The organism is Arsenicibacter sp. R0_47, from assembly GCF_057652235.1.
On the sequence record NZ_JBYFCJ010000001.1, the window covers coordinates 828,290 to 850,116 of the forward strand.

General features: G+C 53.9%; 16 protein-coding genes. 15 read left to right on the forward strand and 1 reads right to left on the reverse strand.

The genetic code is table 11. The annotated features are described in order from the left end of the window. Nucleotide 1 precedes the first annotated feature (1 nt). The 14 genes from AC23NW_RS03295 to AC23NW_RS03360 all read left to right on the forward strand — a co-directional run bounded on the left by AC23NW_RS03295 (nt 2) and on the right by AC23NW_RS03360 (nt 18,894). Nucleotides 2-1,438: a fasciclin domain-containing protein gene (locus AC23NW_RS03295; RefSeq protein WP_487447675.1), complete on the forward strand. Its 1,437-nt coding sequence runs from the start codon at nt 2-4 to the stop codon at nt 1,436-1,438. Nucleotides 1,439-1,457: 19 nt separating this feature from the next. After that, nucleotides 1,458-4,664 carry a SusC/RagA family TonB-linked outer membrane protein gene (locus AC23NW_RS03300; protein WP_487447677.1) on the forward strand — a complete coding sequence of 1,069 codons (3,207 nt, stop codon included), beginning with the start codon at nt 1,458-1,460 and terminating at the stop codon, nt 4,662-4,664. Nucleotides 4,665-4,689: 25 nt separating this feature from the next. Next, complete coding sequence (locus AC23NW_RS03305; protein WP_487447679.1) at nt 4,690-6,459, forward strand: RagB/SusD family nutrient uptake outer membrane protein; 1,770 nt, start codon at nt 4,690-4,692, stop codon at nt 6,457-6,459. A gap of 200 nt (nt 6,460-6,659) precedes the next feature. After that, the gene (locus tag AC23NW_RS03310) at nt 6,660-7,850 is read left to right on the forward strand and encodes a sensor histidine kinase (RefSeq protein WP_487447680.1); all 1,191 of its coding nucleotides are present in this window, start codon (nt 6,660-6,662) and stop codon (nt 7,848-7,850) included. A 50-nt stretch (nt 7,851-7,900) separates the two neighbouring features. Beyond that, nucleotides 7,901-8,707 carry a LytR/AlgR family response regulator transcription factor gene (locus tag AC23NW_RS03315; protein WP_487447682.1) on the forward strand — a complete coding sequence of 269 codons (807 nt, stop codon included), beginning with the start codon at nt 7,901-7,903 and terminating at the stop codon, nt 8,705-8,707. 115 nt (nt 8,708-8,822) lie between these two features. Further along, nucleotides 8,823-11,435 carry a TonB-dependent receptor gene (locus AC23NW_RS03320; RefSeq protein WP_487447684.1) on the forward strand — a complete coding sequence of 871 codons (2,613 nt, stop codon included), beginning with the start codon at nt 8,823-8,825 and terminating at the stop codon, nt 11,433-11,435. 137 nt (nt 11,436-11,572) lie between these two features. After that, nucleotides 11,573-12,817 (forward strand): alkaline phosphatase family protein, encoded by a 1,245-nt coding sequence (locus tag AC23NW_RS03325; RefSeq protein WP_487447685.1) that lies wholly within the window; start codon nt 11,573-11,575, stop codon nt 12,815-12,817. A gap of 86 nt (nt 12,818-12,903) precedes the next feature. Then, entirely contained in the window at nt 12,904-13,974 is a 1,071-nt protein-coding gene (locus AC23NW_RS03330) for a TolB family protein (RefSeq protein WP_487447686.1), read from the forward strand. Between the two features lie 59 nt (nt 13,975-14,033). After that, nucleotides 14,034-14,747: a M20/M25/M40 family metallo-hydrolase gene (locus tag AC23NW_RS03335; protein WP_487447688.1), complete on the forward strand. Its 714-nt coding sequence runs from the start codon at nt 14,034-14,036 to the stop codon at nt 14,745-14,747. Nucleotides 14,748-14,764: 17 nt separating this feature from the next. Next, nucleotides 14,765-15,343 (forward strand): PDZ domain-containing protein, encoded by a 579-nt coding sequence (locus AC23NW_RS03340; RefSeq protein WP_487447690.1) that lies wholly within the window; start codon nt 14,765-14,767, stop codon nt 15,341-15,343. A gap of 60 nt (nt 15,344-15,403) precedes the next feature. After that, nucleotides 15,404-16,840: a DASH family cryptochrome gene (locus AC23NW_RS03345; RefSeq protein ID WP_293838040.1), complete on the forward strand. Its 1,437-nt coding sequence runs from the start codon at nt 15,404-15,406 to the stop codon at nt 16,838-16,840. Nucleotides 16,841-16,941: 101 nt separating this feature from the next. After that, nucleotides 16,942-17,523: a LemA family protein gene (locus tag AC23NW_RS03350; protein ID WP_293838042.1), complete on the forward strand. Its 582-nt coding sequence runs from the start codon at nt 16,942-16,944 to the stop codon at nt 17,521-17,523. An 84-nt stretch (nt 17,524-17,607) separates the two neighbouring features. Beyond that, nucleotides 17,608-18,042 carry a TPM domain-containing protein gene (locus AC23NW_RS03355; RefSeq protein WP_293838045.1) on the forward strand — a complete coding sequence of 145 codons (435 nt, stop codon included), beginning with the start codon at nt 17,608-17,610 and terminating at the stop codon, nt 18,040-18,042. A 42-nt stretch (nt 18,043-18,084) separates the two neighbouring features. After that, nucleotides 18,085-18,894 carry a TPM domain-containing protein gene (locus AC23NW_RS03360; protein WP_487447692.1) on the forward strand — a complete coding sequence of 270 codons (810 nt, stop codon included), beginning with the start codon at nt 18,085-18,087 and terminating at the stop codon, nt 18,892-18,894. Nucleotides 18,895-18,988: 94 nt separating this feature from the next. On the opposite strand, the gene AC23NW_RS03365 is transcribed toward AC23NW_RS03360, so the two are convergent. Next, nucleotides 18,989-20,869 (reverse strand): hypothetical protein, encoded by a 1,881-nt coding sequence (locus AC23NW_RS03365; protein ID WP_487447694.1) that lies wholly within the window; start codon nt 20,867-20,869, stop codon nt 18,989-18,991. Between the two features lie 112 nt (nt 20,870-20,981). Between AC23NW_RS03365 and AC23NW_RS03370 the strand changes: the two genes are divergently transcribed. Beyond that, complete coding sequence (locus tag AC23NW_RS03370) at nt 20,982-21,680, forward strand: DUF3291 domain-containing protein (RefSeq protein ID WP_487447695.1); 699 nt, start codon at nt 20,982-20,984, stop codon at nt 21,678-21,680. The last annotated feature ends 147 nt before the right edge of the window (nt 21,681-21,827 follow it).

Here is a 21,827-nt window from a genome sequence, read left to right on the forward strand (position 1 = left end):
CATGAAAAAAACATACATTTCGCTGCTGTTGCTGGCTCTGGCGGGTGGATACATGACTGCCTGTCAGCGGTGGGACGACCGGATTACGGTTGCCGACAGTGCCTTGCAACAGGATTTATTCACGACCATCAGTGCGCAGCCCAACCTGACCAGATTCAAGGATCTGCTGGTAAAAAGCGGCTACGACAAACTGCTGCGCTCTTCGCAGAATTATACGGTCTGGGCACCGACCGATAAGGCACTGGCGGCCTTTGATGCCTCAACACTGAAAGACAGTACGAGCCTGCGGGCGTTTGTGGGCAACCACATTGCCTTGCAGCCCTATACCATGCCTGCGACAACAACCGCAACCCGGCTGGTGCTGCTGAACGGGAAGTATACCACTTTCAGCAAAGACCGGTTCGGACAGGTGGCCGTATCGGCGGCCAATCAGTACGTTGCCAATGGGGTGCTGCATGTGATCGATCAATACAATGAGGTGCTGCCGAACCTGTGGGAGTACCTGACCGCCACAACAGCCTATACTCAGAACAAGCTCATCAACGGGCTGACGTATCTGGCCTTTAACCCGTCGAAAGCCATTGTCGACAGCATCAGCGCCACGACCGGCGCACCGATTTACCGCAAAGGCACCGGCTTCGAACCAAAAAACCGCTTTACTGATCAAGTATTCGACGTAAAGGATGAGTCGAAGCAGTATACCTACATCCTGTTGACCGACGATGCCCTGTCGGCGGAGATCAAAAAGGTAACGCCGTATTTTAAGACTAGCACTACAGACAGTACCTATAACCTCTCGGCGTGGCAGGTGGTGAAGGACCTGGCCGTGGAGGGCCTGTATACGGCCGATCAGCTGCCCGCCGCCCTGAAATCGAAGTTTGGCGTGAATGTGCCGGTCGATAAGTCGGCACTGGTGAAATCGGTGCCGGTCAGTAACGGGATGGTGCACATTTTCAGCAAGGCGAACGTTGCCCTGGCCGAAAAGATTCCGACGGTGGTGATCGAGGGGGAAAACTACACCAGTCAGATGCAGTCAGTTGCCTCTACGGCCATTGCCATCCGGCAGAAGTTTAACCCGCTGACGAATCAGAACTTTCAGGATTTATCCGTCATTGCCCACGGCGTCAGTAATTTCTGGGTCGGCTATCAGGCCAAAGAGCTGCCGGCGGCCAAATACAAAGTCTACTGGGTATCGCTGAATGATCAGACGGTGAACTACCGGACCAATACGCTGCCGATTGTGGTCACGCAGAAACTGGCTATGGGAAACCTGGCCGCCACGACGTTTGCCAACATTACGGTGCCGAACAATACCTACAGCGAGGTGCTGCTGGGCGAATATACCACCACGGCATTCGGCACCCTGAATATGTATCTGGTGGCCAGCGGCACCAACAGCATGGCGCTCGACTACATTAAACTTGTTCCACAGCTCTGATCGCATAACCTGACATTCAATGGAATTGATTTTACATACTTCGTGCAAAACGCACCAGCGACGTCGGGCTGTCTGGTATCTCTGTGGGCTGATGCTGGCCGCAGGGCCGGTGATGGCGCAGGCGCCTGCGGTCAGAGAAACGGTGGTAAGCCAGCACCTCACGCAACGGATCAGGGGGGTGGTGACCGATGCCGCCACGAAAAAACCGTTGCTGGGCGTTCGGGTGTTTTACAAAAACCTGACCACGGCCATTACCGATGAAAACGGCGCATTCAGCCTGGCAGTACCGGGTCTGAACGTGTCAGTGAGCGTTGACATGGCGGGTTATCAGACCCGCGACGTGGCCGTCGATGGCCGCAAAGAACTCCGGATTGCACTGAATGACGAAGACAGCCCGTCGGCCTACAAAACGGTGATGTTGCCCAACCAGGCAGCGGCGGCAAACCGGATGTCGGCGGCGGTGGCGTCGGCTGATATGTCGGATGTCTGGACACGGCAGATAGAAACGGCTGACTCTTACCTGCAGGGCAAACTGGCGGGTCTGAACGTAGTCCGCCACTCGGGATCGGCCAATGCGGGAGCCACCCTGTCGCTGCGGGGATATACCTCACTGCTGGCCGGTAACCAGCCGCTGATTGTTGTAGATAACGTAATTTACGATGGCAGCGATTACGGCAGTCCGCTGAATAACAACTTCTTTGCCAATGCCTTGTCGAACATCGACATGCGCGACATCAGCAACATTACTGTGCTAAAAGATGCCGCCGCGGCAGCCGTGTACGGCACCAAAGCGGCCAATGGAGTTGTGCTTATTACGACCTCACGGGCCAAAAATCTCGGCACCCGCATTGACCTCGCCATGAACGGGGGTATGAATCTGGCCCCTGCGTCGCTGCCGGTGCTGAATGCGGGCGACTACCGGACGTATCTCTCCGATGTGCTCAGTTCGGGTGGCCTGTCTACACAGGCGTTGCAGGCCCTGCCGTACATGAACGACAATACCAGCTCGGGTGTCTATTACCAGTACCACAACAACACCGACTGGCAGAAAAAAATGTATAGCAACCGGCCGCTGAACGATATTTACCTGAAGGTGACCGGCGGGGATAACATTGCGAAATATGCCCTTTCAATCAACTACGCAAAGAACAATACGGCGCTGTCGGGCTCGACACTGGGTAAATACAGCACCCGCTTCAATGCCGACCTGAACCTCAGCGCACGGCTGAAAGGAAACGCCAACCTGAGTTTTTCGTACAACGAAGCCACAACAAAAGACCAGGGTTTTGCGCCACGCACGAATCCGGTGTACCTGTCGCTGGTGAAAGCGCCGATTCTGACCGATTACATGATGTCGGGAGCAGGGGTTGCCTCGCCGGACCTCGCCGATGAGGATATTTTTAACGTCAGCAATCCGTCGGCGATTTCGCAGCTGATGCAGGCCGGCTACAAAAACTACCGGTTTCTGGGCGCCATCGGCTTTCAGTACCAGCTGCGGCCGAACCTGATTCTGGGGACCAACGTCGGGGTGGTGTTTGATAAGGTAAAGGAAAACCGCTTTGTGCCGCGTCTGGGCGTGGTTGGCGATACGCTGAGCAATATAATTGTGAAAAATCAGCTTGGTTCGCAGACCAAACGCCTGTTCAATATCTCGAACGACACCTACCTGGCCTACACCAAAACCGTAAATTACTTCCACGAGTTTTCGGCGCGTCTGGGCATGCGTTTCCTGAACAGCAAGGTAGAGCAGGACCGGATTCTGGGCTATAACTCGGCAACGGATGAGCTGGTAAGTGTCGGAAACGGTACGCCGATTCTAAACAAAATCAGCGGCGGTATCGGTCAGTACAACTGGCTGAATACCTACCTGAACCTGAATTATGCGTTTGCCGACAAATACTTCCTGAGCTACAGCATGGCTCTGGACGGTTCGTCGCGTTTTGGCAAGTCGGTTGCGTCGGAGTCGGTGAGTCTGGGGGGGACCCCGTTTGCGGTGATGCCGGCGGTTTCGGCGGCCTGGCTTATTTCGTCGGAAAAGTTCATGGCTAACATGCCGTTTGACCTGCTGAAACTGCGGGCATCGGCCGGCCGGGTTGGCAACGATAACATCGGTAACTATTCAAGCCGCGAATACTATGTGGGCCAGAACCTGTTGGGAATGCAGGGGCTTGTGCGGGGGAACATTGCCAATCCAAACCTGAAATGGGAGTCGGTGACCAAAACAAACCTCGGCCTCGACGTATCGGTGCTGAACGAACGGGTAAGCCTGAGCCTGGATGTGTACCAGAACCGCATCAAGGATATGCTTATGCTGGAGAAGGTACCGGTTATTTCGGGCCTGTCAACGGCACTCACCAACAGCGGCGCCATGACAACCCGCGGGATCGAACTGGGTGTCAATGTGAAGGCCGTAAACAGTCCGTTGCTGAAGTGGGACGTAGGCCTGAATCTGGGACGCGCTGCCTCGGTCGTAAATCAACTGCCCGACGATAATGCGCTGACCCTGTTCGGCAACGCCACCTACATTACCCGCGTGGGCCAGGCCCCGAACCTGTTCTATGGTCACGTGTATCAGGGCGTGTTTGCCACCGATGCCGCCGCGGCTGAGAGCGGGCTGAAAATCCGGCAGAAAGACGGATCGCTGGTAGCCTTTAAAGGTGGCGATGCACGGTTCCTGGACGTAGACGGCAACAAAATCATTGACGACAATGACCGCCAGACCATCGGCAATCCGAATCCGAAACTGTTCGGCGCGCTGATGAACCGCGTATCATACAAGAACCTGACCATCGACGCACTCTGCACGTTTGTGTCGGGCAACAGCCTCTATAACTATACCCGCAGCGTACTGGAATCAGTGTCGGGCAGCAACAACCAGACGCAGGCGGTGCTGAACCGCTGGCGCGGGCAGGGGCAGGTGACAGACGTGCCGCGGGCAGCGCCGGGCGATCCGATGGGCAATGCCCGGTTCTCCAGCCGCTGGATCGAAGACGGGTCGTATTTCCGTGTACGGACAGTTTCGGCTTCGTATAACATCCCGGTTGACCGCGATATTCTGAAGTACGTGACCATCTACGCAGCGGCAAACAACCTCTTCACGGCAACGCGCTACCTGGGCTATGATCCTGAATTCAGTTCGACCAACAGCCTGTTCGGGCAGGGCGTCGACAATGCGCTTGAACCCGTTCAGAAGTCGGTTCAGCTGGGCGTTAAACTCGGGCTTTGATTTGACACGCAATCCGAAGACAAACATGACATTATCGTTTCAAAAAATAGCTGTGAGTGTGGCGCTGGCAACCGGTCTGGTGGCAGGTACGTCGTCGTGCTCAAAAATTTTCGACGTTAAGCCCACGGAAGTGTTGTCGGGCGAGCAGATGTACCGGAATATTTACGATGCAGATGCCGCCATTATCGGGTTATACGGCAAGTTCATGAATCTGGCTAAACAGCACGTGTTACTCAACGAGCTGCGGGCCGACCTGATGGACGTAACCGCCAACGCCGACGAGCAGCTCCGGCAGCTGAATAACCACAACGTGGTAGAAGGGAACGCCTATGCCGATCCGAAACCCTATTACGAGGTAATCCTGAACTGCAACGACATCCTGAAGAATTTCAAACTGATGCTCAGCCAGAATAAGATCAAGGCTGAGGAGTATAACCAGCGTTCGGCCGACGTGATTGCGCTGCGGACGTGGGTATATCTGCAACTCGGGATTCACTTCGGCACCGTGCCCTACGTAACGGATCCGGTCGAAACGGTCAGCGATCTGGCGACGTTGCCGAATGTAACGAAGTTGCCGCTGGAGAATCTGATAAAAGAACTGATTAAGACCATAGAAGCCATTCCGGCGGTCTATCGGGAGCCGTATACAAGCAATACCACACTGGTAACGCTGCCGGTTGACGGCTATCCGCTCAACAAGTTTTTTATCAATAAGCACATACTGCTGGGCGATCTGTACCTGTGGGATAACCAGTACCTGAAAGCCGCGCAGACGTACCGGCTGGTGCTGGAAACCGCTGCCCGCACGGGTGTTGATCCTAACTCGGAGGCATTTTATGCGACCTATAAAATCCACTATGCCGGTACAAACAACAATGATCTGGTGGTTGGCTATGCCGGTGGCGTGAACGATATCAATAAACTGGTCGATGCCAATAATCTGGGCTGGCGTTCGATTTTTGGCCGGAAAACAACGGAATCATGGTTCAACTACGAGTGGATCTGGTACCTGCCGTTCGACAAGAACTTCAATCCGGTAAACCCGTTTGTTGACTTGTTTTCGAATGTGAACGGCAGCTATCTGGTGCAGCCTTCGCAACAGGCGACCGATCTCTGGAATGCGCAGAAACAAACGAATAACTTCCCGTTTGATGCCCGCGGCCGGCTTACCAACAAAAATATGGGCGGCAATCCGGTAATCATGAAGTACCTCTACAGCTATGTTGACCCGGTGACTAGCCTGCCCATCGGGGCGTCGTTGCAGGAGAAAAACGGCCTGTGGCTGCTTTACCGGGCGGCAACGCTGCACCTGCGTTTTGCCGAAGCAGCTAACCGCGACGGTCGCCGGAAACTGGCCTATGCGTTGCTGAACAACGGTATTTCGAGCACATTCGACAGCAACCCGGCCAGTAAAGATCAGACTAACAAACAGGCGACCTTTGATGTGCCGCCATACGATTTCAACGCGCGGAACGGCGACGTGCCCCTGTTCCGTGAGCCGTGGTACCGCAACAACGGGATTCGCGGCCGGGCCCTGCTGCAACCGGTAGCCGTGGCCGGCGATAGCACCCTGTCGATCGAAAACTCACTGATCGAAGAGTCGGCCCTGGAGCTGGCATACGAAGGCCACCGCTGGCCGGACCTGGTACGGATTGCGCTCCGCCGCAACGATCCGGCGTTCCTGGCCGACAAGGTGTATGCCAAGCTGAAAAAAGCCAATAACCCGAATGCAGAAGCCGTCCGGAGCCGTCTGATGAACAAACAGAACTGGTTCCTGCCCTTCAGATGGAAATAAAATAACCGCCACGCTGTCTCTCTTTCAATGTTATCTTATCCCGCAAAAGCAGCGCCGGCCGGCGCTGCTTTTTGTTTTTTGTCATTCGGAGAATATTCTGGCCGGCTTAGCGGGTAAAATGGGGCACTAAGCGATAAATAATTGATTCCGGTCTTTAAAAATCACCATTTTGATGTGTGCTTTCTGTAGATTTGCTCGGTATGAGCTCCGCTAAATCGTATCGTCTGTCGGTGTGGCAGATCGCGCAACTGGCCTTTTTCGTGCTGGTTGTGTACTATCCCATTTTGCTCTACGTCAACCTGCCTGACCGCAGCTGGGACTTTCTGATGCAGGCCCTGCCTTATCTGCTCATGCAGGGCGGGCTCATGTTTCTGTTGTATTTCTTCTGGATCTTTATTGTCGAATGGCTGTTGCAAAAACTGGCCGACCGCTTCGGTGATCAGTTTTTGTTTGAGTTTAAATGGCCGGGTCAGCTGGTATCAATTGTGGTCGCCATCTGCTTTGCCATGTTCTTCAACGTAATTTTTCACCAGATCCGGCGGCAGGTTCTGAAGAATCCGAACCGGCAGGAGGCGGCCCGTCAGCAAATAACCGGCCGGCCCGGCCGACCGGATGCTAACCGGACAGACAAGCCCGCGGATGCCGCCAACGGCCGGAACCGGAACAATAATGGCCGCTGGGAGTTTTTCGAACGATCGAACAATGGACTGGCCGTGGTGATTATGCTTTCCATTTTTTACCTCGCAACTAACCGGCGCGCCAACCGCCGCATGAAAGATATTCAGGTGGAGGCCGAGCGGCTGGAAAAAGAAAATGCACTGGCCCAGTTCGCGGCCCTCAAAAATCAGGTCAGCCCTCACTTTCTGTTCAATAGCCTGAGCATTCTCTCGTCGCTGGTCTATGTCGATCCGGCGTTGTCGGAGCAGTTTATTGACCGGCTGTCGAAAGCATACCGCTATATTCTGGAACAAAAAGATAATGACCGTGTCTCACTCCGGACGGAGCTGGAGTTTATTCAGGCCTATATTTTTCTGCTGAAAATCCGGTTCGACGAGAAATTCAGCGTGGTCCTGGACGTGCCTGATCCGGTTGCTGACCAGAGCGCTATTGCGCCGCTGACATTGCAGCTGCTGATCGAGAATGCGGTCAAACACAACCGGATGACCAGCAAACAGCCCCTGGAAGTGCGGATTGAGGTAACCGGTAACGAGTTAGTGGTCCGGAACCGTATTCAGCCCCGCGATGATCATGAGCCGTCGACGGGTATTGGCTTGCAGAACATTATCAACCGCTATCACCTGCTGACGAATCAGCCTGTCTGGGTTGGTGAGCAGCAAGGCGAATTTGTGGTCCGGATTCCGCTGATTGCCCAGACGGTTGCCATTGCCTGATCCGTATAGTTAGTCACTCTATCACCCAATCGCCCAACCACTCAATGATCATGAAAGTAGTCATTATTGAAGACGAACGCCTGACCGCCAAACGGCTCGAAGGGCTGTTGCTCCGGTACGAACCGACCATCCGGGTGCTTGCTCAGCTGCCGTCCGTGGAGGAAGCCGTCGATTGGTTTTCGACCGTCGAAGCCGCCGAAGAGAAGCCCGATCTGGTGTTTATGGACATTCACCTGGAAGACGGGCTGGCGTTCCGGATCATTGAGCAGACCCGGTTATCAACGCCGATTATTTTCACGACGGCCTACGATGAATACATGATTAAAGCGTTTAAACTCAACAGTGTCGATTACTTGCTGAAACCGGTCAATTACGATGACCTGGTGGCCGCCATTGAGAAGTTTAAATCGTTCCGCGAGATTTTCGGCAGTACGGTGCCGGAGCCGGAAGCAAAGCCGGTGCAGACGCCGGACATGGATGCGTTGCTCAGGCTGCTGGCCCAGCCGCGGGAAACAAGCTACAAGGACCGCTTTATGATTACGATCGGGACCCGCATCCGGAGCGTAGGTGTCGGCGAAATTGCCTACTTCTTCCTTGAAGAAAAAATGGCTTTTCTGGTCACCAGAGATGGTGCGAACCTGCCCGTCGATTATACCCTTGACAAACTGACGCAACTGCTTGACCCAAGGCAGTTTTTCCGGGTCAGCCGCCAGTTTCTGGTGTCGCTCCCGGCCATTCAGGCCATTCATACCTATTCGGCCGGAAAGCTCAAGCTTGACCTGACGCCCAAAGCGCGGCATGAGGTATTTGTCAGCGGCGACCGGATCAGTGATTTTAAGGAGTGGCTGGGGAAGTAGATTAGCGCCGGAAAAACGGTATTTAGCGACCGGAAACCGGCATTCGGTGAAGTTGATTTCCGGAGGGAGTGGCCGCACCCCAACTTTGTGACATCAATCGTAAACAACCTTTGTCATGAAGACGGGACACTCCTTCACTACACAGATAACCTCAGTATCACGGAAATTAGTGGCTTCGGCCATCACCTGTATCGCGCTGACTGCCAGCGTATCTGCTTTCGCTCAACAAGCTGCCGGTCATCCACAAGCCGCCGCCGTTTCGGAGGTTGCCCCGAAAGGAACCGGTAAAATCAGCGGTGTGCTGACCGACTCAACCACCAAACAGCCGGTCGAATTTGCCACAGTTGCCCTGCTTAACGTAGCTACCGGCAAACCCATCGACGGAACGATGTCGGACGATAAGGGTAAGTTCACCATCGCCAACATTGCACCAGGCGCTTACCGCTTACAGGTCTCGTTCCTGGGCTACCAGAACAAGGAAACCAAAACCATCAACATTGCGAAGAGCACGGACCTGAACATCGGCGCGGTTCTGCTGTCGCCGGACGTCCGGACGCTGAGCGAAGTAACGGTGACGGCGCAGGCCTCGATCATCGAAAATAAGGTAGACCGGCTGGTGTATAACGCCGAAAAAGACATGACAGCGAAGGGTGGCGACGCTACAGACATCATGCGGAAAGTGCCGATGCTGACCGTTGACCTTGACGGCAACGTGAGCCTCCGTGGCAGCCAGAACGTGAAGGTGCTGATCAACAATAAGCCATCAACGATTGTCGCGAGCAGCGTGGCGGACGCGCTGAAACAGATTCCGGCCGATATGGTGAAGTCGGTAGAGGTGATCACCAGCCCATCGGCGAAATACGATGCCGAAGGTACGGCTGGTATCATCAACATCATCACGAAGAAAACGACGCTCGAAGGTGCTACGCTGAACGTAGACATGGGTGCCGGTAACCGGGGCTCAAACCTGGCCCTTAACGGCTCATATCGTCAGGGGAAAATGGGCTTCACGCTGAGCGGCTTTGGCCGGGCAATGTACAACGTGAAAGGCGCATTCAGCAATACGCAGACTACGCTCTCGCCGCTGGGCAACATCACAACGCTGCAATCAGCCAATGCGCTGAGCCACGGACAGTTCGGGACGTATCAGTTTGGCTGGGACTATGATATCGACAAAAATACATCACTCTCGGCCAGCGTCCGGTACGGCGTCCGGAACATGATTTCAACGCAGGACAACCTGCTGACCCAGACCTTCCTGCCCAACGTAACATCGCCAACACTGGCCGGCCGTGATGTAAAGACAACTAACCTGTCAGGCACACTGGATGCGAGCGTGAACTATACAAAGATTTACAAGCCGCAGCAGGAGCTGAGTATCATGGGGTTATATAGCCGTAATAACAACACCAACAACTTTGTGGCCGACCTGCTGAACGGTACGGACATGGAAACGATCACGGCCCGCCAGAAAAACAATAACCTCAGCTACAACCAGGAATCGACCTTCCAGCTGGATTATCAGACCCCGATTCAGAAAAATCAATTACTTGAAGTAGGAGCGAAAGGCATCTTCCGGCAGGTTGACAGTGACTACCAATACCTCACTGCTACCGCTACCGGCGATTATGTAGTGGATAACACGCGGCCGTCGAACAGCCTTAATTACGATCAGGATGTTGTGGCCAGCTACCTGTCCTACACCCTGTCGACAAAGAACAAATATACCCTTAAAGCCGGTGCCCGCTACGAATACACGTTTATCAACGCGGCGTTCGGGAATGAGCAAACCAAAGCGCAGAGCATTCCGAACTACGGTGTGCTGGTGCCAAGCCTGAACCTGTCGAAAAACATCGGCGGTACCAAAACCATCAAACTGGCCTATAACCGCCGGATTCAGCGTCCGGGCATTCAGTTCCTGAACCCGAACGTAAACGCCGCCAACCCGACCAACATCAGTGTGGGTAACCCGTACCTCTCGCCGGAACTGACCGACAACCTGGAGGCTGGTTTCAGCGGCAATATCAGCAAGATTTTTCTGAGTGCTACGCTCTATGCCCGTCAGACTAACAACGCCATCAGCAGTGTTCGGGATACGCTTTCGCAGAGCCTCAACGGCGTAACGCAGCAGGTGATTCAGACGTCGTACGCCAACATCGGTAAGCAGAACGCGGTCGGCCTGAACCTGTTCGCTAACGGCACATTTGCTTCAAAATTACAGCTGGGTGCCAGCTTCGATATCTACCACGTTGACCTGACCAGCAACAGCAGCAACCAGCTTTACGGGCAGTCGAACTCGGGCTGGGTCGTGGGTGGTCACCTGTTCTCGACACTGACGCTGGGTAACGGCTGGGCGGTACAGGCGTTCGGTGGCGGACGCGGTCGTCAGGTGCAGCTACAGGGTACACAAGGCAGTTTCATGTTCTACAATCTGGGTGTGAAAAAAGAGTTCGCCAACAAACGGGGCAGTGTCGGTCTGGTTGCCGAAAACTTCCTGAACAATCCGTATAACATCCGTACCGAAATCGCATCGCCGCTGCTGACACAAACCAGCATCAACAGCATGTACAACGCCGGTTTCCGGATCAACTTCAGCTACAAAATCGGTAAAATGAGCTTCGACGGATCAGGTTTCTCCCTGGGCAAAAAGAAGAAAAGCATTAACAACGACGACGTGAAAGGCGGCGATGATAACAGTCAGAGCCAGTCGGCTTCACCCCGCGGGTAATTAGTGAACGGAAGGAGTAAGTAGTAGTGTAGTGGTGGCACGACCGGCAGGCGAACCTGTTTAAGTCGTGCCACCACTCTTTTGTAGGCCACCACTTTTGATTTTTTTGCAGTTTTGCGGCGCAGAACAATCGCGCTATGAAAAGCACTACCCGATTTCTTATCATTGCCGGCCTGATGGCCCTGACTGGTTCCGTACAGGCGCAGTCAACCCCTAAAACTTTATTCGTTATTGTTGACGGTATTTCGTCGGATGCGCTTGAAAAAGTAGCGCGGCCCAATCTGGAGGCCATTGCCAAAGCGGGTGGTTACGCCCGTGCCTACGTGGGTGGCGGGAAAGGCACGTATTCGCAGACGCCGACGATCTCGGCCGTGGGCTATAACAGCCTGCTGACCGGCACCTGGGTCAACAAACACAATGTCTGGGATAACTCCATCAAAGCCCCCAACTACCACTATTGGACTATTTTCCGCTACTTCCATGAGCAGTACCCCGCTGCCCGGACGGCCGTTTTTTCGACGTGGCTCGATAACCGCACAAAGCTCGTGGGCGAAAATATGCCGGAAACCAACCACCTGCGGCTCTCGTATCATTTCGATGGGTTTGAACTCGATACGGTGAATTTTCCGCACGATAAAGACAAGCAGTACATCCGGCAGATCGACGAACGGGTGGTGAACGAAGCTACCCGGTACATCAGCGAACAGGGACCCGACCTGTCGTGGGTTTATCTGGAATACACCGATGATATGGGCCATCGCTACGGGGACAGCGAACAGTTTACGAAAGCCATTCAGCTCATGGACGATCAGATGGGCCGGTTATGGAAAGCCGTTGAGTACCGCCGGAAAGAGTTTAAGGAAGACTGGCTGGTGGTGATCACAACCGATCACGGGCGCGATGCCGTGGCGGGTAAAAACCACGGCGGGCAGTCGGACCGGGAGCGGAATACCTGGATGGTGACCAATGCGCACGGGCTGAATGTCAATTTCCGTCAGTCGGCAGAAGATAAGCCGGCCATTGTGGACATCATGCCCACCATTGCCCGGCACATGCAGGTGACGATCCCGAAAGAGCAGGCATTTGAGGTGGATGGCGTGCCCCTGACAGGGCCGTTATCATTGATAAAGCCCGTAGTCCGGAAGACAGATACACGGATTGAGGTCAGCTGGCTGCCGGTTGGTCCGGAAGGCAACGTAAAAATCTGGCTCACTACCACTAACCTGTTTGAAGAAGGCAAACAGGACCTGTACCGGCTGATGGCCGAGGTGCGCGTAACGGCCGGCAAAGCAACCATCGACGTATCGAAACTGCCGTCTAAATTCTACAAAATCGTACTGGAAGGCCGGCATAACACCATGAATCGCTGGATTGTGGAATAACGGGTTACGTTTTTGAGTAATACGCAGACAACCAATCCAAAAGGTATGTAGATTTGAGGCCATTGTAACGAAATATTGAAACCTCTATGAAACATTCACTTTGGCTGGCGCTGGGCATACTGGCCGGTACGCAGGTACTGGCTCAGCAACCCAATCCGGCAACGCCGCCTGCTCCTGAAAAACACCTGAAAAATATCCGTCAGCTGACCTTTGGCGGCAACAACGCTGAGGCTTATTTCAGCCGCGACGACCGCTATATTTCGTTCCAGTCGGATAACCCGAAATGGGGACTGGAATGCGATCAGATCTTTATGATGGATCTGAAAAAGGGCTTGCAGGACCCTAATGCGCGGCCTCCGTTTATCAGCACGGGACATGGGCGGACGACCTGCTCGTTTTTCATGCCCGACGGTAAGCATGTGCTTTATGCCAGTACGCACGAAGGGGGCGGGCATGCCTGTCCGGTACCGCCGCCGACGGGCCAGAAATACCTGTGGGCCATTTATGAATCGTTTGATATTTACATCAGCGACCTGAAGGGCAACATCAAAAAGCGGCTGACCAACACACCGGGCTATGATGCTGAAGCAACGGTTTCGCCGAAAGGAGATAAAATTGTGTTTACCAGTACCCGCGACGGCGACCTAGATCTGTACATCATGAACATTGATGGCTCAAACGTAAAGCGGATCACGCACGAACCAGGGTATGACGGCGGGGCGTTTTTCTCGCCCGATGGCTCGAAACTGGTCTTCCGGGCGTCGCGTCCGAAAACAGAGGCTGAAAAGCAGGAATACCTCGATTACCTGAAAAAAGGACTGGTGGCGCCGACAACTATGGAAATCTATGTCTGCAACGTCGACGGCTCGAACCTGCATCAGGTAACGAACCTGGGTAAGGCCAACTGGGCACCCTATTTTCATCCCGATGGCAAACGTATTATCTTTTCTTCGAATCACCACAGTCAGCGGGGGTATGATTTCCAGCTGTATATGATCAACGAGGATGGGACCGGTCTTGAACGGATTACGAACAACAGCATTTTTAACGCATTTCCGATGTTTTCGTATGATGGTAAACGGTTGATCTTTAGTTCGAACCGCGACAACGGGAATACGCGGGATACGAACCTGTTTATCGCCGATTGGGTCGATTAAGAACACATTCAGGCAGGCCCTCACTAATTGGATAGAGGGCCTTTTTTCTTTCTATCCTCATGAAACAGTTATTCACAACACTTCTTTCCCTGACTGTACTGCGCATGGCAGTTCCGGCAGCGGAGGCACAGTCTATTTCGGAGAAAAACCTACGGGAACACATTGGCTACCTCGCCTCTGATGAATTACAGGGCCGTGGTACATCGACCGACGGTGAAAAAAAAGCGGCTGACTATCTGGCGAAGCAGTTCAGAAAATATGGTCTGAAGCCGATGGGGACCGATGGCTATTATTATCCGTTTACGTTCAAAACCAACCCGAACCCGCACGATACTGCAACGGCTAACCTGCCGCTGCGCAATGGGCTGGACGTAGTCGGTTTTCTGGACAACGGGGCCGAAAACACGGTAATCATCGGCGCTCACTTCGACCATCTGGGCCTTGGTAAAGACCGTAATAGTTTACAGGCCAATTCGGAAGGCATGATCCATAATGGTGCCGACGACAATGCGAGTGGTACAGCGGGGATGCTCGAACTGGCGCGTCATTTTTCGCAGAATAAGGAAAAAGAACCCTTTAACGTTCTGTTTATGGGCTTTTCGGCCGAAGAGCTGGGGTTGCTTGGCTCTAAAAAATGGTGCGAAGCCCCGACCTACCCGCTTGAGAAGGTGAATTACATGCTCAACATGGACATGATCGGGCGGCTGAATCCCGATTCACGGACGTTGCTGGTATATGGCGTCGGGACATCGCCGGTATGGGTGACGGGCTGACATCTTCGTTGAAGATCGTGAAAGACAGTTCTGGCATCGGGCCGAGCGATCAGACGTCGTTTTATCTGAAAAATATTCCGGTCCTTCATTTCTTTACGGGGCAGCACGGAGATTACCACAAGCCAAGTGACGATGCCGACCGTATCAACTATGCCGGCGAGCGTGACGTATTGGAGTATATGCTGGCGGTCATCAACCAGACAAAAGACAAGGGCAAACTTGCCTTTCTGACTACCCGTAATACGAGCATGACCCGCTCGGCTTTCCGCATTACGATGGGCGTTATGCCCGACTATGCGTTCGACGGCGCGGGCATGCGCATTGATGGCGTGACCAACGGGAAGCCGGGGCAGATCGCCGGACTGCAAAAAGGCGATGTGCTCATACACATGGGCGATGACGACGTGAAAAACGTGGAAGGCTATATGAAAGCCCTCGCCAAAGTCAAAAAGGGTGATACCGTCAAGGTAAAGGTCCTGCGGGAAGGAGAAGGAAGTGGAGGTGACGTTTTAAGGGATGCCGGATGGTTGAGGTTAGTTGCTGGTTGTTCTGATTGTTGCTGGTGGTTGTTGGGGTGCTGTACGGAGTCAGGCTAATTTTAAACAAAAAATCCCGCAAACCACTTACCTTGGTTAATAGAACCACGTAATTCACTTATGCCTAAACGTATTATTTATTGGTTTCGGAATGATTTGCGGCTGCACGATAATGAAGGGTTGAACCGTGCACTGGAAAGCGCTGATGAAATCCTTCCCGTATTTGTTATTGATCCGCGCTGGTTTGGCCGGCATCCTGTGCTTGGCTTTCACAAAACCGGCATCTATCGGGCAGCTTTTTTACTGGAGTCACTGGCTGATTTGCGGCAATCGCTCCGGAGCCGGGGCGGGGAGCTGATTATCCGGACCGGCAACCCGGCCATGATACTGAGCGAGCTGGCAGAGGAACTGGATGCCGAAGCCATCTATGCCAGTAAGGAGGTGACGCAGGAAGAAACCGATCTGGAGTCGACACTGAGCAAGCGGCTGAAACCCATGAATATTGATCTGGAGCTCTTCTGGATGTCAACACTGTACCACGTCCGTGATCTGCCGTTCAGTATTGTGAAACTGCCGGATGTATTTACGGTATTCCGTAAACAGGTGGAGGAGCGGGCAACGGTGCGCGAAACCTGGCCCGTGCCCGATCAGATGCACTTTGTGAAAGGCATCGACGCCGGTGAAATTCCGTCATTGACAGAACTGGGCTTTGAGAATGCCGCCGTGATCGATCCGCGCGCTGCCATTCAGTTTAAAGGGGGAGAAACCGCCGCCCTGGCACGGCTGAAACACTATCTTTGGGATACAGATTCGCTCAAAGTCTATAAGGAAACCCGCAATGGTTTGCTGGGCGAAGACTTTTCGAGTAAGTTTTCGGCCTGGTTGTCGCTGGGCTGTCTGTCGCCGCGCTGGATTTATGACGAAGTATGCCGTTACGAAGACGAGCGGGTACGTAACGACTCGACCTACTGGCTTACCTTTGAGCTGATCTGGCGTGACTACTTCCGCTTTGTGGCCCTCAAGTATGGGACACGCCTGTTCAAACCGGCCGGCATTAAGTACGAAATGCACAAAAAGTGGATTCAGGACAAGGCGTTGTTTATGAAATGGGTTGACGGTGAGACCGGCATCCCGTTTATCGATGCCAATATGCGGGAGCTGAAACAAACCGGCTTTATGTCGAACCGCGGCCGGCAGAACGTGGGCAGTTTTCTGGTCAAAGATCTGGGAATTGACTGGACATGGGGAGCCGCCTGGTTCGAAAGCATGCTGACCGATTACGACGTATGCAGCAACTGGGGGAACTGGAACTATGTGGCCGGTGTCGGCAATGACCCGCGCGAAGACCGGTATTTTAACATCTACAGCCAGGCAACCCGCTACGACGAACAGGGGGCGTACGTAAAACACTGGCTGCCGGAACTGAAGCGTGTACCGGCCCGGAAGGTGCACCTTGTCTCAAACCTGAACCCGCAGGAGCAGGAGACATTCGGGGTGTCCATTGGCCGCGATTATCCGTCGCCGGTCATAAATCCGAACAAATGGATTAAAAAATGATTTACGTATCAAAAGCACCGATCAACACAAAATAGTCGGAATTGATTGGTAAGTTAACCACATTTGCTACCGGCAATTGCCACTCAAAAAAGCATAAAACTATGTCAAAAGGACTCATAATTTTCGTTGTCATCGCCCTTATTTTAGGCATGTACGGTTGTAGTTCGTACAATGGACTCGTAGAAAAGGATACAAAAGTTGAACAAGCATGGGCCAACGTGCAGACCCAGTACCAGCGTCGGGCAGACCTGATTCCGAACCTTGTCCGGACAGTACAGGGAGCTGCTAACTTTGAAAAAAGTACGCTGCAGGCCGTTATTGAAGCCCGTTCAAATGCAACATCCGTTAAGCTGACCGCCGACCAGCTGACGCCCGAAAATATACAGAAGTTTCAGGCTGCCCAGAACCAGTTAGGCGGGTCATTGTCACGTTTGCTGGCAGTAGCTGAGAGTTATCCGCAACTGCGGGCTACCCAGAATTTCTCGGATCTGCAGGCTCAGCTGGAAGGTACAGAAAACCGGATTACGGTTGCCCGTAATGATTTTAACGGGGTAGCAACGACCTACAATCAATCGGTCCGTTCATTCCCGAATAACATTTTTGCCGGCATTTTTGGCTTCCAGCGTAAGGGCTTATTTGAGGCTTCTCAGGCTGCCCAAAACGCACCGACCGTACAGTTTTAACGACCGAAGAGCTTAGCGTACAGAGCGTAGGGCATGGAGCATAGAAACCTTAGCGCTATGCCCCATGCTCTTTGCATTACCACTATGGAAAACGTAGTATTTACACCGGAGCAGCAACATCAGATTATGGAGGCGATCCGGGAAGCCGAACTGGCTACATCGGGTGAAGTACGGCTGCATGTTGAGGCTAAATGCCCGGAGGGCGATCCGGTTAAGCGGGCCATTGAGGTCTTTGCGCATCTGGGTATGCACCAGACGCGGGAGCAGAACGGGGTCTTGTTTTATCTGGCCGTCGACGACCGGAAATTTGCCGTTATCGGTGATAAAGGTATTAACGAAAAGGTACCGGCCGGTTTCTGGGACAGCACCAAAGACCTGCTCCGGCATCACTTCAGACAGGGGCAGCTTACCGACGGGCTGTGCCGGGGTATTGTCGAAGCGGGTTTGCAGCTCAAAGCCTTTTTCCCGCGGCAGGACGATGATGTCAACGAATTGCCCGACGATATTTCGTTTGCTTAGCCCACCCCGAAGCAGCATCGCTGTTTCGTCAACTTGTTTTTTATGAGCTTACTCGCAAATAAATCATTGGTACGGTTGCTGGGAGCAGTGTTACTGACACTATGTTCTCTGTTACCGGTATGGGCGCAGGATAAGCCGAACGATGCCGTTATCCCTGACCGGCCGAATCCGCCGCGGTTAGTAAACGACTTTGCCGGCATGCTACAGCCCTCAGAGCGCTCGCAGCTGGAGCAGAAACTGCGGACCTACAACGACTCTACGTCAACGCAGATCACGATTGTTATTGTCAAGACGACCCAGCCCTATCCCATCGGCGATTTTGCCTTTCAGGTAGGACGGAAATGGGGCGTTGGCCAGAAGGGTAAAAACAACGGGCTGGTACTGGCCTGGGCTACGGATGACCGTAAGATTTACCTCGCTACCGGTTATGGACTCGAAGGGGCTATACCGGACGCCGTTGCTAACCGGATTATCAAAAACATCCTGTCACCGGCGTTCAAACAGCAACAGTATTATCGGGGACTTGACGACGCGACGACCGAAATCATCAAGCGTGCCAGCGGCGAATACAAGGCCGAGGAATCATCGGATGACGGCGGTGGGGGCGGCCCGTTTTTCTTCTTTCTGATCTTAGGAATTATTATCCTGATTGTCATCATCAGCCGGCGTAACGGCGGTGGCGGTAACCGCTACCGGGGTGGTGGCGGCGGTCCGATTTTCTTTCCGCCAACGACCTACTCCGGCTGGGGCAGTTCATCCGGCGGTTGGGGTGGCGGCGGCAGCAGCGGCGGTGGCTTCGGCGGTTTTGGCGGCGGCAGCTTCGGCGGCGGCGGCGCCGGCGGTGATTATTAGGGAGCTAAATTGTTCAGTTACTTTTTTTGATTGAATAGCAGCTATTGTAAAATACCCCTCTCCTGATTTCAGGAGAGGGGCAGGGGTGAGGTTGCTACTGTTTCCTGATCACCACATCATCTACATAAAAAACAGCCCGCGTCACCGGTTCGTCTGCACCGGCCAATGGCGGATGGGGATCTTCGTTCGGCGTTTTCCGGTTTGGTAAGTCACGGTAAGGACCCGTACGAAGCGATAACCGTTCTACCGATTTAACTGCCTCCGCCAGCGCGGCATGCTCAACTACTTTTTTACCGTTAATAATCACATCAAACCAGCCACCGGACAACTGCGCATGCACGGTCAAACTGATCGTATACCATGTTCCCGCCTCATAGGGCTGCACGATTTTTTCAGTACCACCGTCGGTCACCACAATATGGCCTTTGTCGTCAAAACGCAGGCGGACAGGGCGGTTGCCGTAGCGGTCGGTCAGGTCAATATCGAGCATTCCTGCCTGCTGCTGTGCCGGTGAAACGGACAACGAGCAGGCAATGTGGCTACCTTCTTCAAAGACCCGGATGGCCCGCGCATAGTCGTACGGATCTTTATCAGCCAGTTCGAGGCATTTACCGGCTTTTTGAGGTGTGTTTACTACCGTTACGGGTGCCCATTGCGGTGCATACAGGTTCCAGTCCGGTACATTGCCGTTCAGCGCCAGCCCATCAAACGAATCGTTGACTGCGCCCTTTACTTCGTAGCGGACGGGTACAGGAATGCGGCTGATCCAGATGTCCTCCTTATTCATACTGTACGACAGCCACATGTCATTGCCGGGCGGATTGCCGTTGCCTTCTTCAATGCCGCGCATGTAACAGGGGCCGAAATCTTTCCAGCGACCGAAGAAACGCCTGGGTGGTACCTCGCCCTGAACCAGCAGCATGTTGTCGAAAATAGCTCCGTCTTCGCCGGTGATAATTACCAGCGGAAACCGGTGCTCGTCCATCTCAACCGGGTTGTAACAGATCGCATAACGCCCGTCGCCGGTCTGTTGCCCCCATTGTTTACCACCCGCCATGGTGAGCGTCGGCACCTTGACCGGCGCCGAAAACGTAGTGCCTTCATCAGCCGACAGGGCTGCTTTTGACCGTTTCCAGAGTGCGACGACCTGTCCGTCTTTGCGGTGGTAATACGAAAGCGCCTGAATGTCGAGCGATTTGTCCAGATTATTTTTGTAAAACCCGTCGAGCCCGTTGTCCTCTTCCCGCCATTGCAGTGTCATGAGCTTATTGTTCAGCAGGTAGTCGCAGGCCTGAACAAAGCCTGCATCCTCTGATCGCTGGTAGAAGGGGTAGGTAGTATTTTTCTCTGTCCATTGTGTACCGTTTACCGCCTTGTGGCTGCTGTAGCGGATAAAATAAATAGGCCCGAACGTACCGTCTTTATAGGCTTCGCGCACGACGCGGCCAATGCCACCTTCCCGGAACGGTTCTTCGGCATGAGCATAAAATCCCAGAACGAGCAACCGGCCGTTAGGGGCCGTATAAAAGCCCATCCGCTGATGCATCATATAGCCTTTCGACCCCTTGGGTACTTTAACGCCTTTGGGTGCTTTGTAAGGGGGAAACACAACGGTTGGTTGACGCCAGGTCCGTCCGTCGGGCGAGGTGACGATCAGTGTCTGACCAGGTGCAATGTGCTCGTCGGCCGGGTTGCTGAGATACTGCTGATAAAAGGTGTTGTTCCAGTAGCAAAGGTTCGAGGCGTGGCTGTAGGTCCAGCCAAAACCGTCGGCCAGTTCCGGATGTGTCCGGTTGACACGGAGCGTTTGCCGGCTTTCAACGCCGATGGCATAGCGCAGCCGCCCTTCATGCACCTGCGGATCAGCACTGACGCCACCCACGTAGCGCACCGGTTCGTGGATGCTGCCGGTCTGGCCAGAGACGGTCTGCAGCCCTGAAAGCAGTAAAAGGCCGCCCGCGTATAGTTTTTTCATGCGTTATGGATCGTAGTTGTACAGAATACTGTCATTGGGGCTATTCAGGCTAATCATCCGTCAGGATACTGCTGCGATGCAAACAAACGTACCGCTACGACGTTATACCGCCATGTCCATCGTTACAGTAACTGTTTTACAATACCGGAAAGGTGCCCGGTTCAGGGCATTCGGCAATATGGGACGCTTTCTGATGAAGCCTTTTCAGGCATCCGGATTACGATTTCAGAAGCTCCTCGGAAGTGGCCGCAACTTCGGCGTAGTGCCTGACTTCACACAATATGTTTTTCTGGGTGTCTGGGACTCCATGGAGCAGGCGCAGGCGTTCCGGCAATCCACAGAAGCCGGTTGGCTGTTGCAGGGTACATCCGCTACCGGCACCCTATACCTGCGTCCGTTCCGTTCGCACGGCAACTGGGACGGGCAGAACCCGTTCATGACTAACCCGCTGCCCGACGATCATCAGCATGGGCCTGTTGCGGTGCTGACCCGCGCCACCATCCGCTGGCGGGCGCTGCCGGATTTCTGGCGGCATGTGCCACAGGCCCGTCAGATGCTGCAACACCATCAGGACCAGCTGCTCTTTGCGCTGGGGGTGGGCGAAAAACCGCTGGTGCAGCAGTGTACGATCAGTATCTGGCGCGACGGAGCGGCTATCAATCAGTACGCATATCGGCAAAGCGGGCATAAGGAAGTTGTGCAGCGCACGCGTCAGCGACGCTGGTACAGCGAAGAATTGTTTGCCCGATTCAGCGTAATCGCCGCCGAAGGACCGGTTTTTCAGGAAATCGGCATGGAACTTGCTCGGTAGCGTAGGGCAGGGGGGCAGGAGGCTGAGGGCGGAGAGCTTAGGGTATAGAGTAAAGGGCAGAGAACACGGAACTCCCTGCACTATGCTCTCCGAACTATGCTCTGCGCCCCACATTCTTAGCGCCCTGCACACCAGTACTTTACGAAA

What these genes read in the sequence shown, in the direction of transcription:
- AC23NW_RS03295 (WP_487447675.1), top strand. Translation starts at nt 2, where the DNA reads ATGAAAAAAACATACATTTCGCTGCTGTTGCTGGCTCTGGCGGGTGGA.
- AC23NW_RS03300 (WP_487447677.1), top strand. Translation starts at nt 1,458, where the DNA reads ATGGAATTGATTTTACATACTTCGTGCAAAACGCACCAGCGACGTCGG.
- AC23NW_RS03305 (WP_487447679.1), top strand. Translation starts at nt 4,690, where the DNA reads ATGACATTATCGTTTCAAAAAATAGCTGTGAGTGTGGCGCTGGCAACC.
- AC23NW_RS03310 (WP_487447680.1), top strand. Translation starts at nt 6,660, where the DNA reads ATGAGCTCCGCTAAATCGTATCGTCTGTCGGTGTGGCAGATCGCGCAA.
- AC23NW_RS03315 (WP_487447682.1), top strand. Translation starts at nt 7,901, where the DNA reads ATGAAAGTAGTCATTATTGAAGACGAACGCCTGACCGCCAAACGGCTC.
- AC23NW_RS03320 (WP_487447684.1), top strand. Translation starts at nt 8,823, where the DNA reads ATGAAGACGGGACACTCCTTCACTACACAGATAACCTCAGTATCACGG.
- AC23NW_RS03325 (WP_487447685.1), top strand. Translation starts at nt 11,573, where the DNA reads ATGAAAAGCACTACCCGATTTCTTATCATTGCCGGCCTGATGGCCCTG.
- AC23NW_RS03330 (WP_487447686.1), top strand. Translation starts at nt 12,904, where the DNA reads ATGAAACATTCACTTTGGCTGGCGCTGGGCATACTGGCCGGTACGCAG.
- AC23NW_RS03335 (WP_487447688.1), top strand. Translation starts at nt 14,034, where the DNA reads ATGAAACAGTTATTCACAACACTTCTTTCCCTGACTGTACTGCGCATG.
- AC23NW_RS03345 (WP_293838040.1), top strand. Translation starts at nt 15,404, where the DNA reads ATGCCTAAACGTATTATTTATTGGTTTCGGAATGATTTGCGGCTGCAC.
- AC23NW_RS03350 (WP_293838042.1), top strand. Translation starts at nt 16,942, where the DNA reads ATGTCAAAAGGACTCATAATTTTCGTTGTCATCGCCCTTATTTTAGGC.
- AC23NW_RS03355 (WP_293838045.1), top strand. Translation starts at nt 17,608, where the DNA reads ATGGAAAACGTAGTATTTACACCGGAGCAGCAACATCAGATTATGGAG.
- AC23NW_RS03360 (WP_487447692.1), top strand. Translation starts at nt 18,085, where the DNA reads ATGAGCTTACTCGCAAATAAATCATTGGTACGGTTGCTGGGAGCAGTG.
- AC23NW_RS03365 (WP_487447694.1), bottom strand. Translation starts at nt 20,869, where the DNA reads ATGAAAAAACTATACGCGGGCGGCCTTTTACTGCTTTCAGGGCTGCAG.
- AC23NW_RS03370 (WP_487447695.1), top strand. Translation starts at nt 20,982, where the DNA reads ATGTCCATCGTTACAGTAACTGTTTTACAATACCGGAAAGGTGCCCGG.